This is a genomic window from Ensifer sp. D2-11, from assembly GCF_054161295.1.
In genome coordinates, this window is the sequence record NZ_CP096434.1 from 1,574,408 (window position 1) to 1,591,243 (window position 16,836).

At 64.0% G+C, this 16,836-nt stretch carries 18 protein-coding genes; 14 read left to right on the top strand and 4 right to left on the bottom strand.

Annotation, left to right across the window (positions count from 1 at the left end):
- Nucleotides 1–5: 5 nt before the first annotated feature.
- Both M1D34_RS24425 and M1D34_RS24430 read left to right on the top strand, forming a co-directional pair.
- Nucleotides 6–1,406 (top strand): amidohydrolase, encoded by a 1,401-nt coding sequence (locus M1D34_RS24425; RefSeq protein ID WP_498782808.1) that lies wholly within the window; start codon nt 6–8, stop codon nt 1,404–1,406.
- Nucleotides 1,403–2,110 carry a sulfite exporter TauE/SafE family protein gene (locus tag M1D34_RS24430; protein WP_017264624.1) on the top strand — a complete coding sequence of 236 codons (708 nt, stop codon included), beginning with the start codon at nt 1,403–1,405 and terminating at the stop codon, nt 2,108–2,110. The genes M1D34_RS24425 and M1D34_RS24430 overlap by 4 nt, the downstream gene beginning before the upstream one ends.
- Nucleotides 2,111–2,128: 18 nt before the next feature.
- Here the strand turns inward: M1D34_RS24430 and M1D34_RS24435 are convergent, their stop codons facing one another.
- Nucleotides 2,129–3,208, bottom strand: a complete 1,080-nt coding sequence (locus M1D34_RS24435; RefSeq protein WP_498782810.1) for an NAD/NADP octopine/nopaline dehydrogenase family protein — start codon at nt 3,206–3,208, stop codon at nt 2,129–2,131.
- 202 nt (nt 3,209–3,410) lie between these two features.
- On the opposite strand from M1D34_RS24435, the gene M1D34_RS24440 reads away from it, so the two are divergent.
- From M1D34_RS24440 to M1D34_RS24475, 8 genes are all read left to right on the top strand, one after another.
- Nucleotides 3,411–4,388 (top strand): LysR family transcriptional regulator, encoded by a 978-nt coding sequence (locus M1D34_RS24440; RefSeq protein ID WP_498782812.1) that lies wholly within the window; start codon nt 3,411–3,413, stop codon nt 4,386–4,388.
- An 80-nt stretch (nt 4,389–4,468) separates the two neighbouring features.
- Nucleotides 4,469–5,569 carry an extracellular solute-binding protein gene (locus M1D34_RS24445; protein WP_498782814.1) on the top strand — a complete coding sequence of 367 codons (1,101 nt, stop codon included), beginning with the start codon at nt 4,469–4,471 and terminating at the stop codon, nt 5,567–5,569.
- Between the two features lie 83 nt (nt 5,570–5,652).
- Nucleotides 5,653–6,636, top strand: a complete 984-nt coding sequence (locus tag M1D34_RS24450; protein WP_017271779.1) for an ABC transporter permease — start codon at nt 5,653–5,655, stop codon at nt 6,634–6,636.
- A gap of 10 nt (nt 6,637–6,646) precedes the next feature.
- Complete coding sequence (locus tag M1D34_RS24455) at nt 6,647–7,438, top strand: ABC transporter permease (protein ID WP_010975170.1); 792 nt, start codon at nt 6,647–6,649, stop codon at nt 7,436–7,438.
- 3 nt (nt 7,439–7,441) lie between these two features.
- The gene (locus tag M1D34_RS24460) at nt 7,442–8,512 is read left to right on the top strand and encodes an ABC transporter ATP-binding protein (RefSeq protein ID WP_010975169.1); all 1,071 of its coding nucleotides are present in this window, start codon (nt 7,442–7,444) and stop codon (nt 8,510–8,512) included.
- A gap of 82 nt (nt 8,513–8,594) precedes the next feature.
- Nucleotides 8,595–10,061: an NAD(P)-binding domain-containing protein gene (locus tag M1D34_RS24465; RefSeq protein WP_498782817.1), complete on the top strand. Its 1,467-nt coding sequence runs from the start codon at nt 8,595–8,597 to the stop codon at nt 10,059–10,061.
- 31 nt (nt 10,062–10,092) lie between these two features.
- Nucleotides 10,093–10,596, top strand: coding sequence for a CMD domain-containing protein (locus M1D34_RS24470; protein WP_498782819.1), 504 nt, complete (start codon nt 10,093–10,095; stop codon nt 10,594–10,596).
- A gap of 1 nt (nt 10,597) precedes the next feature.
- Nucleotides 10,598–11,176, top strand: coding sequence for a peroxidase-related enzyme (locus M1D34_RS24475; RefSeq protein ID WP_014527553.1), 579 nt, complete (start codon nt 10,598–10,600; stop codon nt 11,174–11,176).
- Nucleotides 11,177–11,475: 299 nt separating this feature from the next.
- Here M1D34_RS24475 and M1D34_RS24480 read toward each other — a convergent pair whose 3' ends face one another.
- Nucleotides 11,476–12,819, bottom strand: a complete 1,344-nt coding sequence (locus M1D34_RS24480; RefSeq protein ID WP_498782821.1) for an aspartate aminotransferase family protein — start codon at nt 12,817–12,819, stop codon at nt 11,476–11,478.
- Nucleotides 12,816–13,706, bottom strand: a complete 891-nt coding sequence (locus M1D34_RS24485; protein ID WP_010975164.1) for a MurR/RpiR family transcriptional regulator — start codon at nt 13,704–13,706, stop codon at nt 12,816–12,818. Before M1D34_RS24485 ends, M1D34_RS24480 begins: the two co-directional genes overlap by 4 nt.
- A gap of 91 nt (nt 13,707–13,797) precedes the next feature.
- Here M1D34_RS24485 and M1D34_RS24490 point away from each other — a divergent pair, with 91 nt between their 5' ends.
- The 4 genes from M1D34_RS24490 to M1D34_RS24505 all read left to right on the top strand — a co-directional run bounded on the left by M1D34_RS24490 (nt 13,798) and on the right by M1D34_RS24505 (nt 15,465).
- Complete coding sequence (locus M1D34_RS24490; RefSeq protein ID WP_498782822.1) at nt 13,798–14,658, top strand: beta-keto acid cleavage family enzyme; 861 nt, start codon at nt 13,798–13,800, stop codon at nt 14,656–14,658.
- 177 nt (nt 14,659–14,835) lie between these two features.
- A complete protein-coding gene (locus M1D34_RS24495; RefSeq protein WP_498782824.1) occupies nt 14,836–15,021 on the top strand; it encodes a hypothetical protein in 186 nt (61 codons plus the stop codon).
- A gap of 14 nt (nt 15,022–15,035) precedes the next feature.
- Nucleotides 15,036–15,221 (top strand): hypothetical protein, encoded by a 186-nt coding sequence (locus M1D34_RS24500; protein ID WP_498782826.1) that lies wholly within the window; start codon nt 15,036–15,038, stop codon nt 15,219–15,221.
- A 58-nt stretch (nt 15,222–15,279) separates the two neighbouring features.
- Entirely contained in the window at nt 15,280–15,465 is a 186-nt protein-coding gene (locus M1D34_RS24505; protein WP_003525670.1) for a hypothetical protein, read from the top strand.
- Between the two features lie 72 nt (nt 15,466–15,537).
- Here the strand turns inward: M1D34_RS24505 and M1D34_RS24510 are convergent, their stop codons facing one another.
- Entirely contained in the window at nt 15,538–16,746 is a 1,209-nt protein-coding gene (locus M1D34_RS24510; protein ID WP_498782828.1) for an MFS transporter, read from the bottom strand.
- Between the last annotated feature and the right edge of the window lie 90 nt (nt 16,747–16,836).

Genomic DNA, 16,836 nt, shown 5'->3' on the forward strand with positions numbered 1-16,836 from the left:
CAAAAGTGACGGGATTGCGCGACAAGTTACCGGGCAGCGGTGATTTCCTGCTTTACCCCGGCAAGGCTCTCCTGCCGGACGGGCCTCGATCCGGATTGGGGGTAGTGGTCCGCGGCGGGCGCTTCACGGACATCGGTGCCGCAGGGCTTGTCGGCAGCCGGAACCCGGATCTGACACCGATCGAGCTGCCGCATCATCTGGTGATGCCCGGCTTCATCGATACACACACCCATCTGACCCAGTCGCTCGGCAAATCGCTTGTCTTCGGCGAGCCTTCCGAGATCTTTCGCCGGATATGGGTGCCGCTCGAAGGCAGTCTCGACGAACGGATGGTTTATCTTTCCGCAAAGCTTGCGGCGCTCGAGTGCCTGCGCGGCGGCTTTACCGCCGCCGTCGATGCGGGCACGCGTTCAGCCGGCCATATCGATGCGCTGATACGGGCGGCGCGGCAAACCGGCCTGCGCAGCGTCATAGGCCTGATCTGCAACGACCTCGGCGGAGCCGCCGTCGTCCCCGAACGCACGACGATCCTCAAAAATGCGGCCAGGCACCTGGCCGCATTCGAGGGCGACCCCCTCGTTCATGCCTCGCTCGCCATTTCCATTCCGGAGGCGGCCAGCGACCATATGCTGGCCGACGTTTCCCGGATGGCACGTGAAGCGGGAGCGATATTCCAGACCCATGTCAACGAACACCTCGTCGCCGTCGAGCGCTCGCTGGTCGCAACCGGCCGCCGCCCGCTGGAGCATCTCGCCCATCTCGGCGCCCTCGGCCCGCATGTGCTGATCGCCCATTCCACGCTGGTGACGCCGCACGAGCTGAACCTGTTGCGCGACAGCGGCACGGCCGTCGCCTACAATCCGGTCGCCAGCCTCTGGAAGGGCAATGCCATCGCACCCGCCCTGCAGATGGCCGCACTCGGCATCCGCTTCGGACTGGGAACGGACGGGACGCGCGCCGACGGCTTCCGTCTGATGGATGCCGCCGAAGGCTTGCAACGCGCCGGCTTCGGCCTTGCGACAGGCGACTCCTCCTGCGGCGGCGGCTGGCTCTGGGTCGAGCGGGCAACCGCTCAGGCTGCGGACGCCGCGGGTCTCGCCGGGGTGACCGGTGCGATCCGCGAGGGGCTTGCCGCCGATTTCCTTCTGGTCGACCTGGATCGTCCTGAATTCACCCCTTCCCACGATCTCATGTGGGAGCTCGTGCGCTACGGCAATCGCGACCAGATCGACGCGGTCTTCACCGCCGGGCAGCTCCGTCTCTGGCAGGGCTGGCCCGTCGGATGGGATGCACGGGCGCTTCTTGCAGAGGTGCGCGAGGTCACGGCCGATGCCATCGCAAGGGCGCCGATCCAGCGCGTCCACAAGCCGTCGGCCGAGCATCGGGCGCTGGGGCATTTCGCATGACCCTCGGCCTTTTTGCGATCCTGAGCGCCGTTACGCTCGTCTCGTCGTTCATCCAGGGTGCGCTCGGCATCGGTTTCGCACTGATCGTGGCGCCGGTCGTCGGCATCCTGAAGCCCGATCTCCTGCCGGTGACGCTGCTTCTTTTGATGCTGCCGCTCAACTTCCACGTCGCCTGGCGGGAACGGTCGGCGGTCGACTGGTCCGGCGCGAAATGGATCACGCTCGGCAGGTTCGCCGGCACCTTTGCCGGCGTGTGGCTGCTCGCCGCGCTCTCGACCCAGCAGCTCGACCTGGCCGTCGGCTGGTTCACGGTCATTGCCGCCGCCGCCGCGCTCTTCGCGCCGCCCTTCGAACCGGGCCGCCCGAGCGCGCTCGGCGTCGGATTGTTTACCGGTGTGACCGAAACGGCGACCGGCATCGGCGGACCGCCGCTCGCTCTCCTTTACCAGCATGCCCAGGGGCCGACACTCAGGGCAACCGTGGCGGTGTGCTTCTTCGTGGGCGAAATCATGTCGCTCGTGATACTCGCCTTTGCAGGGCGTCTCGGAGCGGACCAGCTACTGGCCGCACTCTACCTCGCACCGGCGGTTCTCCTCGGAAGCGCTCTGTCGCGGCTGACGCACGACCATATTCGCGGCCGCGGCCTGCGCCTGGGCGTGCTTACCTTCGCGCTGGCCAGCGGGGCCTTTCTGATCGTGAGATAGGCGCACGCCTGCTCGCCGTCAGGCCGTGAAACCCTGGTCGCAAAGCTCTCTGAGGGCGGCGGGCGAGAAACTGTCGAGCGCAAGCTCCGGCAACAGGTCGTTATCGGCCGCGAGGTTGCGGTTCATTGCAGCGGAAAACAGGCTCGTTCCCGCTTCGTGCAGAACAGCGGGCCGGCCTGCGATCCGTCCAAGCAGACTGGTGGGGACGAGACCGAAGGGCACGTCCTCGTAGATGTACCGGCTGTCGGCCGTCGCCGGGCCGAAACCGCCCCGCCCTTCGAGGTGCATCTGCTGGTTCATGTCGGAGACCGTGCCGATCGGCACATGGAAGGACAGGGAGAAATGTTCGCGTACGGTTCTGACCGACAGACCGAAGCTTTCGGCGATCTTCAGACGCTCCGCGTCGAGCGCTTCGATCAATTGTCCGACAGCCGGGGTCACATGCTCGCCCTGTCCCCATTGCTCGCCCTTCTCCATGCGGGTCAGGTTGAGAAGCGCGATGCCCAAATGGTTCTGCGGGTTGAGGTTGGAAAGCGAGATGGCCAGAAGCCCGTCGCGCTCGACGAAGCGGTCGCCGAAGAGTTCGGTGCACAGCGCCTTCCCTTCGGCTGCGGCAGCCTTCGGCAAAGTGGCGACGTCGATTTTCTGGCGGACCGTATTGACGGAAACGCTTGCGCCGTCCGGCTGCTGGCGGCCGGTCAGAAGGGTCGTGCCCCAGACGATGATGGGCAGGGAAACGCCCCGTTCGGCCAGCCGCTTCGAAAGATAGAGCGCGCCGAAGGAGCTGTGCGAGCTGACGATCACAGGCTGGCCGGACTTCAGGTGCGGCAGCGCGGCATCGAACGCCACGCGATGACCATTGGCCGGCAGGGCGACGATGACCGCGTCGACATCGGCGACCGCCTCGCGTCCGTCACGGGCAACCGCCACCGGGCCGGAAAACTCGACGGCGCCTGTCGCCGTCAGCGGCTCCCCCGCGGCCAGTTTGCGCGTGCGCGCACCCGAAGGAGACCACAGAACGGGGTGATGACCGGCTTTTGCCAGGAAAGCCGCCATGCCGAAGGCGATCGCCCCGGCGCCGAGAATACCAATACGCATCGTGGTTCTGTCTTCCTTTCTCAGATGGCGTCGTGTTTGCCGCCTTGCCCTCAAGGTTGCCCAACGCCGCTCTTCGCGAAAGCATCCAGCCGGGAAACCGCAGATTTTTCACTGGATAGCACCGAAAAGAAAAATTGTCCTTTGTCACTGGCGCTTAAGATACGTTTTATGCAGTATGAGACAGCTATAATGCACTGGGCGCATGATCGTCATGGAGATACGGGAACTCGAGGCCTTTCTTGCGGTAATGTCCACCGGCAGCATCACCGCCGCCGCCCGGCTGCTCGATCGCTCCCAGTCCCAGGTCACGCGCCTCATCCAGGACCTCGAAATTTCCGTCGGCTTCGCGCTCTTCGACCGCAACGGTCCGAAGATCGCACCGAGCGAAAAGGGGATCGCCTTCCACGCGGAAGCCGAGCGGTTCCTGAGCGGCATCGGCCATTTGCGGGAGCGGGCAAGGACGATCGCGGAAAAGGAGCCGCAGCCGATCGAGATCGTGGCGATCCCGGCTTTCGCCAGCGGGATCATCCCCTTGGCGCTCGCGGCGCTGCCGGAAAAGCTGCTGCCGCGAAAAATCCATCTGCGCAGCCTGCCGGCAGAGGCGGCGGTGCAATCGGTGTTGGCCCGCACGGCAGATTTCTGCGTCACGTCTCTGCCGGCCGACCAGCCGGGACTGGAAGTGCACGGGGTGTTTCAGGGACCTTGCGTTGCCGCCGTGGCGGAAGATGATCCTCTTGCCGCCTGCGAAGTGATTTCGATCGCCGATCTTGCCGGACGCAACATCATCACGATGGCCAATCCGTTCCGCCTGCGCCGCCGCGTGGACATAGCGTTGGAAGCCGCGAATATCCGCCCGGCCAGGATCATCGCGACCAGCGTTTCGGTCAATGCGGTACAGATCGCATCGACGGGGCTCGGCGTCGCAATCGTCGAGCCTGCGACAGCCTACGGCTTGAAGCTGGCCAATGTCGCGGTCCGTCCGCTCGACGTCGACATTCCCTTCCCGTGGGCGATCTTTTCGGCCGCCGCGCGTCCGTTGTCCGACAGCTCACGCGAACTGATCCAGGCGATCATCCAGATCGCTTCCACCTGCATCCCGGGATTTACCGCTCACGACCCGCGCAACGCCAATCGCGCCGCTGAAATGACCTTGGGAGGAGACCAGGCCGACGCAGGGTAGCGCGCGAAACCGCTCTGCCAAATGCCAAGAAAGTATCCACTGCATAACAACGAAACTTAGAACCAAAAGAGGAGAATGACATGAAAGACTTCATCGCAACCCGCCGCTCCACGCTGAAATTTCTGGCCGCCGGCACGGGCGTCCTGGCAGCGCCGGCAATCATCCGTCCGGCATTTGCCCAGTCCAAGGTCGTGAACATCACCACCTATGACAAGTTCGTTCCGCAGTCCTTTATCGACCAGTTTCAAAAGGATACGGGCATTGAAGTGCGCATTCGCCTGACCGACGATCAGGGCAAGCAGTACAACGTGCTGTCCGCCGAAGGCGAGACGCCCTCGACGGACATCGTCACGGTCACCGGCCATCGTCTGTCGCAGTTCATCGGCTCCAAGCTGCTCACGCCGCTCGACACCGGCAGGCTGAAGAACTGGGACAAGCTTGCCTCCGCCTACAAGGGCGCGCCGCAGCTGACCGTGGACGGTTCGGTCTACGGGGTGCCGCTTTTGGCCGGCTTCGAGGGCCTCGCCCGCAACACGGATTATACCAAGGCCTCCGACAGCTGGGCCATCATGTTCGATCAGGAATACAAGGGCCTGACGTCCTACATCATTTCCGATTTCCTCCAGATCACCATGCGCTATCAGGGCAATGACGGCGACTTCGTCACCTATGAAGGCAAGCCGGAGGAGGCGCAGGCCGCAACCAACAAGGCGCGCGACTACCTGATCCAGAACAAGGACATGGTTCGCAAATACTACGACGCCGGCTCCGAGGTTCAGCAGATGTTCGTCAACGAGGACATCTATGTCGCCCATAGCTGGTCCGGCCCCGCGGCGAAGCTGATCATGGACGGACATCCGATCGAAATATCGGTTCCGAAGGAGGGGACCTATGGTTTCCTCTACTCCTTCAACGTGGTGAAGAACGGCCCGAATACGGATGCGGCCTATACCTTCCTCGACGCCATCCTCTCGTCGCCGGAAATCGGCGCTGCGATGAGCCGCCAGTCGGGCTTCGCCTCCGCATTCGACGGCGTGGACAAGGTGCTGAACGACAAGGAGCGTGCGGCAATGACCCTGCCGCAGGAACAGACCGAGCGCATCCAGTTCTTCAGCTCCGTCAACCGCGACATGAAAAACGAGATGGTCGACAAGGCGGTCGCCGAGATCAAGGCCGCCTGATCGATCGCCGAGGCCCATCCGACACGGCCGGTCCCTGGGACCGGCCGTGAGAAAGAGCATTTCCTGAGCCTGGAACGACGACAATGGTAGATACGACCACGATGCAAGCCCGATCCGCCGGTTCTCGACGGGTGCCCCGTTATGCCGGATGGATCGGCAAGGCCGTCGGTTCGGGTCTCTATCGTCACACCATCGGACGCCTTGCGGACAGCCGCCGTGCCCGGCTGGCGCTGCTTGCCGGCGTTCCTCTCTTCTGGATCGCGGCGCTGCACATCGGGCCGATCTTCCAGATGGGGCGGATCAGCTTCATGGCGGACTATCCGCAGGCACCGGACGGAGGCTCCGCCTACACGCTGGCCAATTACGAACTGTTCTTCTCCGACCAGCTCTATTTCATGCCCTTCATCCGCAGCCTCATCTTCGCGGCAGTCGTCACGATCTCGACCCTGGTGATCGTCTATCCGGTCGCCTACTATGTTGCGAAGATCGTTCAGCCGAAGAACCGCATGCGCGCGCTGCTGCTCCTGCTCATCCCCTTCTGGGCCGGAGAACTGATCCGCACCTTTTCGGTGATCATGCTTCTCGCCAATCGCGGCGCGGTCAACGTGGCGCTGCGCGAACTCGGCTTCATCGATCGGCCGATCCCGATGCTCTACACGTCGTTCTCGCTGAGCTTCGGCGTCATCTATCTGCTGGCGCTCTATATGTTGCTGCCGCTCTATTCGGCCATCGAGAAGATACCGACACCGCTCATTCATGCGGCGGCCGACCTCGGCGCCGGCCCGTTCCAGCGCTTCCGCCGCGTGATCCTGCCCTTGTCGAAGGACGGCATCGTCTCCGGCTGCAGCCTCGTCTATCTCACCTCCGTCGGGGTCTTCGCGGCGCCGCTCCTGCTCGGCGGTCCGAATACGGTCATCTTCCCCGAAGTGATCGCGACGCTCTTCCACTCCTCGAACGACAAATGGCCCGAGGGTGCTGCCTTCGCCATGCTGCTGCTCGCGGTTTCGCTTTCGACCGTCGGCCTGTTCATGCGGGTGATCGGCGGCCGTTCCGTCCGGCTGATGTAAGGAGGCCACGATGCGACCATACTTCGCCGACCTACCGAAAACCGCCCTCGGCGCGGCCTACTGGCTGTTTGCGGTCTATCTCCTGCTGCCTCTGGCGCTGATGACGGCCATGAGCTTCAAGGATGCGAGCTTCGTCGCCTTTCCGATCACGGACTGGACGCTCAACTGGTATGCCCAGGTGCTCAACGACAAGCAGTTCATCGAAGCCTCGCTCTATTCGATCGGGATCGCGCTGGCGACCACCGCGGCGGCGACGGTCATAGGCGTCTGGATTGCGCTTCTGGTCTCGACCGAAGGCATCTGGGGCAAGGCGATCATCTTCGCACTCGCCTGCCTGCCGGCAGTCGTTCCGGGCCTCATCAACGCAATCTCCATGCGGATCTTCATCCGCACCGTCGACATCCCGACCGGCACGGCGGCGATCATCCTGTCGCATGCAGTCCATGCGGTGCCCTTCGTGGTGATCATGGTGCTCACGCGCCTGCGCTCCATGCCGGCCAATCTGGTCGACGCGGCTCGCGATCTCGGCGCCGATCGGTTCGTGGCCTTCCTCAGGGTCACGATCCCGTACCTGATGCCGGCACTCCTCGGCGGCATGATCTTCTGCGTACTCACCAGTATCGACGACTTCGTCCGCACCTTCTTCCTCGGCGGCTACAAGCCCACGCTCCCGATGCTGATCTTCGCGAAGGTGCAGGGCGGCATGTCGCCGGAAATCAACGCCATGGCGACGATCGTGCTGGTCGTGACAGCCGCTGTCGGCGTTTACGCCGAGCACCTCACCCGCCGTTCAAGGAACTGACGCATGCAGCCTGTGGTCCACTTCAAAAACGTCAACAAATATTACGGCGGATTGCCTGCGGTCGATGACCTGGACCTCGCCGTAGAATCCGGACAATTCGTGACGCTGCTCGGCCCCTCCGGCTGCGGCAAGTCTACGACGCTCAGGATGCTCGGCGGCTTCGAACAGCCCTCGTCGGGGGAGATTTATCTGGAAGGCAAGCCGATCACCCATCTGCCGCCGAACAGACGCAACGTCAACATCGTCTTCCAGGACTATGCGCTCTTTCCGCACCTCAACGTCGGCCGCAACATCGCCTTCGGACTGGAGTTGAAAGGGCTGTCTTCGGACGCGATCCACAAGCGGACCATGGAACTGCTGGCTCTCGTCAAGCTCCAGGATTTCGCCGACCGCATGCCCGACCAGCTTTCGGGCGGCCAGCGTCAGCGCGTCGCGCTGATGCGCGCGCTCGCCCCCGACCCGAACGTGCTTCTGCTCGACGAGCCCCTTTCGGCGCTCGACGCCAAGCTGCGCCAGCAGATGCAGATCGAACTGAAAACCATCCAGCGGACCACCGGCAAGACCTTCATCTTCGTCACCCACGATCAGGAGGAGGCGCTGACCATGTCCGACGTCATCGTGGTGATGAACAAAGGCAGGATCGAGCAGATGGGCGGCCCGAACGAGCTCTATTCCCGCCCGCGCAGCCGCTTCGTCGCCAACTTCATCGGCCAGAGCAACTTCCTCGAAGGCAAGCTGCTTTCCCACGATGGAACGACCGCGGCCATCGACTGGAACGGAAGCATCATCCACGCCGACCTCAACGGGACGAAGCTGCCAGCCGGCAGCGGCGCGACCGTCGCGCTTCGTCCCGAGGCGCTCTACTGCATGGCGGAACAGCCGAAGGACCGGTTCGCACTGAGGGGGCGCATCGTCCAGCGCGTCTTCAAGGGTGCGCACACCTCCCTCACGATCGAACTCGAAAATGGCGCGGAGCTGGCTTTGCAGCTCGACCCGGTAGCGCTTTCGCACCTGGAGAGGGACGAGGTGTGGGTGGGCTGGCGCGAGCGCGACGCGGTCGTTCTGGCCGACTGACGCGCCTGAATTTGGCGCGGTCATTTTCAGGGGCCGCCGGCAGCGGCGGTCCCGAAAGCGGATTTCAGGAGCAAAGGCTATTATGACGAATGAACAGCATGGGCGGCTCGCGGAACTGAATGCGAGGGTCAAACAGGACCTGGACTATCTCAATTACCCGGCCGCCAACTGGTCGAAGCCGGTCACGACGGCTGACGGACAGCCGGTGAGCGACGTCGTCATCATCGGCGGCGGCATGTGCGGCATGGTCGCCTGGCTTGCCTTGACCCGGGCGGGCATCGCCAATCTGCGCATCGTCGACCGTGCCCCCAAAGGGCAGGAGGGTCCCTGGGTCACCTTTGCCCGCATGGAAACCCTGCGCTCGCCGAAGAACCTGCTGGGCCCGGCGCTCGGCATGGCCTCGCTCACCTTCCGCGCCTGGTACACCGCATGCTTCGGCGAGGCGGCGTGGGAAACGCTGTTCCGCATTCCCCGCCCGATGTGGATGGACTACCTGAAATGGTATCGCGAGGTCCTGTCCATTCCCGTCGAAAACGACACGCATGTCACCCGCGTCCACCCTCGCGAGGATGGCCTCCTGGAGCTGGAAATCGCCGACGGCAGCAAGCCTTCCATCGTCACGCGCAAGCTGGTTCTGGCCACCGGGCGCGAAGGCCTGGGCGAGCCGGTCGTTCCGGATTTCGTCAAAGGCATGAAGCGCCACACGTCCTGGGCCCACTCCGCCGACGACATCGATTTCGAGGCACTCAAGGGAAAGCGCGTCGTCGTCATCGGCGTCGGCGCATCCGCTGTCGACAATGCGGCCGAGGCGCTGGAGTCCGACGCGGGCGAGGTCCGCCTGCTCGCGCGCCGCAAGGAGATGCCGACCGTCAACAAGCTGATGGGCATCGGCTCCTACGGGGTGACTGCCGGGTTCGCCAGGATCGACCCGGAATGGCGCTGGCGGATCATGGACTATTCCGTCAAGCAGCAGACGCCGGCCCCGCACAATTCGACGCTGCGCGTCAGCCGCCATCCCAACGCCTTCTTCCACTTCGACTGCGCCATCGGCTCGATGCGCGAGGAAGGCGGGGAAGTCGTGATCACCACCAAGAAGGGCCGCATCTTCAGGACCGACTTCGTCATCCTCGGAACCGGCTTCACGGTCGATCCGCTCAGCCGCGACGAGCTCGCGCCCTATCAGGACAGGATCGCCTGCTGGGACGACCGCTACACGCCGCCGGCCGGCGAAGAGAATGCCGGCCTCGGCCGCTTCCCCTGGCTCGATGACGATTTCTCCTTCACCGAGAAGGAGCCCGGCACCGCGCCATGGCTCAAGGACATCCACTGCTTCAACTACGGCGCCTCGATCAGCATCGGCAAGGTGAGCGGCGACATTCCGGCGATCAGCGAGGGCGCGCTCTGGCTTGCGCGCGGGATCGCCGCCTCGCTCTTCATCCGAGACGTCGATTACCACTGGGAAGCGCTGCTCGCCTACGAAAAGCCGGAACTCGACGGCTCGGAGTGGACGGACGCCGACGCCCCGGAGCCCGCGCACAGAACCGCTTGATTTGAACTCCTGCCCAAGCTGAAGGATTACGATGACCGTTCCCCCGAAAACCGATGTGATCGACGCCGTCCTCGGGCTGGATTCGTCCTCGCCCGTCCTCGCCTTGCGCGAGCGGCGCGCCAAGCTCAAGCATTTCACGCAGACCAGCCATGACGCCGCGCTTCTTCCCGCCGAGCCGGGTAATTTTTCCTACGCCATGAGGGCGGCTCTCGCGGCGCGCATCGCCGGCCTCTGGAAAGCGACAGAGCTCCAGGCCCATTACAAGGCGCAGCTCGAGGAGAAGGGATCGACACCCGAGCTCCGATCGATCGCCGATCCGGCCTTCAGGCCCGAGGGCGACAAGCGGCTCGCAACGATGCTTGCGCATGTCGATCTGGTGACGCTCAAGCCGAAGGAAGCGACGCGCGCGAATATCGAAGCGCTCTATTCCGTCTGTCTCGACGACCGCGATATCGTAACGCTCGCGGGCCTCATCGCCTTCGTGAACTATCAGGTGCTGGTCGTGGCCGGCCTCAAGATGCTGAGGGACAACTGACATGTCGGAAGCCGTACACGAATTCACCCTGGAGCCGCTCGACTGGCAGCCCTATGTCAAGCCCGTAAAGCTCGACGAGGCAACGCCGGAGCAGCTCGAAGCGCTGAAAGTGACGCCCTCTAATACCAAGGTTTCGAACTATGTCCTGGTTCTGGCCAACGAAGCCGAGATGCTCGCCGAACGTACGCCGCTCTTCAACGACATCATGTATAGCGAAGGCGGGCTCTCGCGCGGCGGGCGCGAAATCGGCGCGCTGGCGGCTTCCTTCGTCAACCGCTGCATTTACTGCGCCTCGGTGCATGCCAACCGCTACATCCAGCTGGAAAAGCGGCCGGAGGTGGTGGACGAAATCTACAGGCGCGGCCTCGACGCCGACCTGCCGGATTTCGAGCAGGCACTCTTCAATTTCGGCGTCGATCTGACGGCTCACCCGGACAATGTCGGCGTCTACCAGTTCTACCACCTGCGCGAGATCGGGCTCGACGACCTGGAGATCCTCGATCTGATCCATTCGATCGCGATCTTCGGCTGGGCGAACCGCCTGATGCACACGCTCGGCGAACCGCATCTGAAGGAGTGAAGCTGTTATACGCGATTGCCCCTCATCCCGCTGCCGCGGCCTTCTCCCCGCAAGCGGGGCGAAGGGATTCGCGGCACCCGCTCGCGACCTCTCCGCAACCGGTTCGTCGGGGGCTGAGTGCATGCCGCGTGACGAGAAACAAGCGTGAGATCAAGCCTTCAGTTGCCTTACCACATTGCCGAGGAGACGACCGGCAGCATTGGCCACAAGGCACTCTCCGCAAGTTCGGCAGGCGCATCGTCCGAGAGCAGCACCAGCAAGACGTGCGCCGATGCACGATGCGGTTACTGGGCGTTGCTCTAACCCGCAGCTTTCGTGAGCGAGGCAATCGCCGCATCGACGGCATCGCCGAGGCGCTCCACGATCTGGCCGACATCTTCCCGGTTAAGGATGAAGGGCGGCGCCAGGAGGACGTGGTCGCCGCGTTGCCCGTCGATCGTGCCGCCCATCGGATAGACCATCAGGCCCCGTGCCATGGCTTCCTTTTTGATCCGGGCATTGAGCTTCAGGCCGGGATCGAAGGGGGACTTCGTCGCCCGGTCGGCGACAAGCTCGACGGCACGGAAGAGGCCGCGGCCGCGAATATCGCCGACGTGGTGGTGATTGCCGAGCCGCTCGACCAGGCATCTTTCCAGATAATCGCCCATCGACACGACGTTTTCGAGCAGCCCGTCACGGCGGATCACTTCCTGCACGGCAAGGCCGGCCGCCGCTGCCATCGGGTGGCCCATATAGGTATGGCCGTGCTGGAAGAAACCCGACCCTTCGGAGAAGGCCTGGAAGATCGCGGAGGACAGCAGTACCGCGCCGACCGGCTGATAGCCGCCTCCGAGCCCCTTGGCGATGGTCATGAGATCCGGGACGACGCCGTCCTGTTCGCAGGCATGCAGCGTCCCGGTGCGGCCCATGCCGCACATCACCTCGTCGAGGATCAGCAGCACGCCGTATTTGTCGCAGATCGCCCGAACGCGCTTCAGGTAGTCGGCGACGGGCGGGACCGCGCCGGCCGTGGCGCCCACCACCGTCTCGGCGACGAAGGCGATCACCTGATCGGCGCCCAATTCGAGGATCTTGGCCTCGAGCTGACCCGCGGCACGCGCGGCATAGTCCGTGTCGCTCTCGCCGGCCTGCTGCAGCCGGTAGGCAAAGCATGGATCGATGTGGTGGGTTTCGACGAGCAACGGCCGGAATTGAGCGCGCCGCCACTCGTTGCCCCCGGCCGCCAAGGCGCCAAGCGTGTTGCCGTGATAGCTCTGGCGCCGGGCGATGATGTGGCGGCGTTGCGGCTCCCCCTTCTCCACGAAATACTGCCGGGCCATTTTCAGCGCCGCCTCGACCGCTTCCGATCCGCCGCTCACCAGATAGACGTGATCGAGCCCGTCGGGCGCATCGGCGACGAGGCGGTCGGCAAGCCGTTCCGCCGCCTCGGTGGTGAAGAAGCCGGTATGGGCATAGGCCATACGGTCGAGCTGCGCGTGGAGGGCGGCGAGCACATCCGGATGAGCGTGACCGAGGCAGGAGACGGCGGCTCCCCCGGAGGCGTCGATATAGGCCCGGCCCTCGGTATCGAAGAGCCTGATGCCTTCGCCGCGGACGGCGACCGGCAGCTTCGCGTGGATGGCGCGGTGGAGAAGATGGGTCATGGCGCTCTCTTGGAGTTGCGGGATTGGAGATGAGTGTTCAGCGCCGCGAGCTGCCCGTCGAAGCGCTCCAGAGCCGCGAGCGTCGCTTCGCCGCCCCGGCCTGCGATGAGCGCGCCGAGCACTTCGGCGACGGCAAAGGCGGGCGCCATGGCGTGCAGGAAGGAAGGACTTTCGGTCGGCACGACGATGATCGCCTCGGCGATCTGCGCAAGCGGCGCCACTTCGCTGTCGGTCACCGCGACGACCGGTACGCCGTTGTCCCGAGCATATTCGGCAATTTCGATCGTCGCCCGTGTATAGGGAAGAACGCTGGCCACGAGCAGCACGTCTGCGCTCGTGGCACGTCCGACGGCATCCGCGCCGGTGCCGCCGATGCCGTCCAGCATCACGGATTTTTCGCCGACCAGCGAAAGAATATAGTGGAACTGCCAGGCGACCGCGTGGCTCGAGCGCAGCCCGAGGCAGTAGACCCGCCGGGCACGGGCAAGCCGCGTGGCCGCTGCAACGATGCGGTCGAGCGCAGCCGGTTCTGCGAGCCGCGAAATCTGCGTCCCGATCGTGCGCAACATATCGGCTGCGAGCGCGTGGTCGCCCCTCAGCTTCTGGCTTCGGGCCTGCTCGCCGGCCTTTCCGGCAAATCCGGCATCACCCTCCCGCAACGCCTCGGCATAACGTTCGCGGATAGCATCGTAACCATCGAAACCGAGTTGCTTGGCAAGGCGGGTCATCGTCGCGGGCTGCACCCCCGCCTGGCGCGCCTGCTCGCGCATGGAGAGAAGAGCGACGTCGCGGGGATGGTCGACGATATAGCGGGCCGCCGTCCGCAATTGCGACGAAAGCCCGTCGAAGGCGGTGATGATCGCGTCGCTGAGCGGCCCCTTGTCCATGCTTCATTTAACAACGATCTCATGATCATTGCAACGAATGTTTCAGTGTGCAACTTTATGATTTCTGAAAATCATACTCGATGGTGCCCACATGAACGCACGCGATGCTTTGCAGGGGATTTCGATCGCGGTCGCGCCGAATGGCGGGCGCCGGACGAAGGCCGACCATCCCGCCATACCGCTGACCCCGGAAGAACTGGCGCTTACCGCACGCGACTGCCTCGATGCCGGCGCGGCGATGATCCACGTTCACGTGCGCAAGGGGGACGGAAGCCATCTTCTCGATGCCGACGCCTACCGCGCCGCGACCGCAGCGATCCGGGCTGCCGTGGGCGATCGCATGGTGATTCAGATCACCAGCGAGGCGCTGGGCATCTATTCGCCGGGCGAGCAGATCGCCGTCGTGAAGGCGGTCCGGCCCGAGGCCGTGTCGCTGGCCCTCAGAGAGTTGGTCCCGGACGAAACGCACGAGGCTGCCTTTGCGGATCTTCTGTCGTGGGCGGCCCGGGAGAAGGTCACGCCGCAGATCATCCTCTACGATCCGGAGGAGGCGGTGCGATTGGACGGCATGCGGCGACGAGGTCTGCTTTCCCGCGACGACATTCCCGTACTTTACGTACTCGGCCGTTATACGCCGGGCCAGAGGTCCCTCCCCCGTGACCTGCTGCCTTTCCTGGCGCCGGACATGCCCGCCTTCACCCATTGGAGCGTCTGCGCCTTCGGCCGTCACGAGGCGGCCTGCGTCACAGTCGCGGCGCTCCTCGGCGGCCATGTCCGCGTCGGCTTCGAAAACAATCTCTGGCTTCCGGAAGGAACCGCCGCCGGCTCCAACGCCGACCTCGTCCGCACGGTTACGGCTGCGCTTCTGCCGCTGTCGGTCCCGTTACTCCAGGGGCCGGCGCTCGCAGAGATGTTTGCCCGTATCGGTTCTGCGGGCATGCCGGAAGACTGACGCGCCCTCATCTTTCCGTCGCCGGGCTTTGGAACCGGTGAACGCCGGTTTCGTTCTCCCATGATGACAGCGCCTCGCGCCTCATCCGGCGCGCAAGGGTGCCTGTAACACTTGGAGTGCTGCGTGCTTATCCTCAATCGCCAAATACGGAAGCATGCAGCCGTATGGGAGTGCACCATGTTGACCCATGATGATCGCAACATGCCCGAAAAACGCGCCACAGCCGCATTTCCGATAGGTCTCATACTGCTCGCGATATGTGCCATCTTCGCCTACCTGGCGATCGGCGGCGCCATGCTGGAAGGTGAAACCGAAACGGTCGTCTACACACCGCCGATCGCCGACGCCCCGGAACCTCGGTGAGAGGGAGTTCTTCAATGACGCCCGATCCGATCGGCCCCGGCCCCGGGCCGGGAATAATTCCGCCGAACCCGGTTCCGCCACTCGGCATTCCCGATCCGCCGCCAAACGAGCCCCAGCCCGACAAGGGCCCCGAGGACGACTCGCAGAACCCGCCCGGCGAAAAGGACCCGCCGCCCCGGACCGACGTGCTCCCCCGGTGAGGCTTGACTTTCATGAATCAGAATGAGAACATAACGTGAACATTCTGGAGAGTCTCTCATGACCCATGCAGAGGAAGTTATCGAGCGCGCCATGGCCGCCGTCGCCCAGGCAAGACGCCGGCGGGAGCGCGAACAGGAGTGGCGCAGAAAAACCTTCGGACGGATTCAGGTCGGTATACCGCTCCCGCCCCTCAAGCGCGGCGTGCAGCTTTCGCTGCAGCTTGACCGCCCCAGTACGCAATGAGGCCTGAAGCCGATCGGCCCATTCGGTAAGGGCGACGAGGAAAACCGTGGCACGGTTTTCCTCGGGCTTGCCTTAGGCGGCAGCCAGTGCCGGCCGTTCCCTGGGGAAGGGCTTGAAGGTCAGTGCGATCAGGAAAGCACCGATGCCGAGACCCCAGGCGCCGATATAGAGCCAGCCGTAGCTGGCAAAAACGTCGTAGATCAGTCCCCCGGCAACCGGGCCGATCGCCATGCCGAGACTGCCGGCCATTGCCGTGCCGCCGATGACGGTGCCCATCATGCGCAGCGGGAAATTCTCGCGGGCGATCACGGCGTAAAGCGGCATGACGCCCGCATAGATGAAGCCGAACACGGCAGCCACCGCGTAGAAGGCGCCGAGATCGCGCACGAAGAAATAGGCGAGCGCACCGAAGGCCTGCAGCAGCAGCCCCGATACCAGAATGCGCTTGGCGCCGTAGCGGTCTCCGAGGATGCCGAAGGCGACACGGCCGCCCATTCCCGCCAGACCCTCGAGGCTGTAGATGGAAACGGCGGCAATCATCGGGATCCCGCAGCTCACGGCGTAGCTCACCGTGTGGAAAATCGGCCCGGAATGGGTGGCGCAGCAAAAGAAGTTCGTCAGCAGCAATATGACGAATTGCGGCGATCTCAGCGCCTGTCCAAGGGACATGTCCGGCTGCCCTTCGCTTGCGGAGACGGCATTCGGATCTTCGAGGACCGGCGGGCGCCGCAGCAGCAACGCGGCCGGAATCATCGTGACGGCGGCAAGGGCGGCTATGATCTGCAGCGATGTCCGCCAGTCGTAGATAGTAACCAGCCACCCGGCCAACGGCGACATGGTCATGGGCGCCATTCCCATACCGGCCGACACCAGAGATACGGCAAGGCTGCGATGCGTATCGAACCAGCCTGTCACGCAAGCCATCATCGGTGCGAATATCGCCGCACAGGCCCCGCCGACGACCACCCCGAAGACGAGCTGGAATGCGATCAGCGATGTCACGAGGCTGGAAAGCGCCAGGCTCGCCGCAAGAAGCGCGGAACCGATCAGCACGACCGGGCGCGGACCCCAGCGGTCCGAAGCGCTACCCCAGACCATACTTGCCAGGGCCATTGCGATGAAGCCCACCGTCATAGCACTCGATATGCCGGTCAACGACCATCCGGTATCGCGCGAGATGGGCACAAGGAAAACCGGCAATGAAAACATGGCACCGATTGCAATGCAGCCGAGCAGGCCGCCGGCAGCAACGATCACCCAGCGATAATGCGCATCGATCATTTCTCGTATCTCCGCTCAGGGCTATCCGGCGCGGCATTCATTTTCAGTCCACGCAAGGATTGCCGATCAAATCAAGGCCATTCTCCGGTT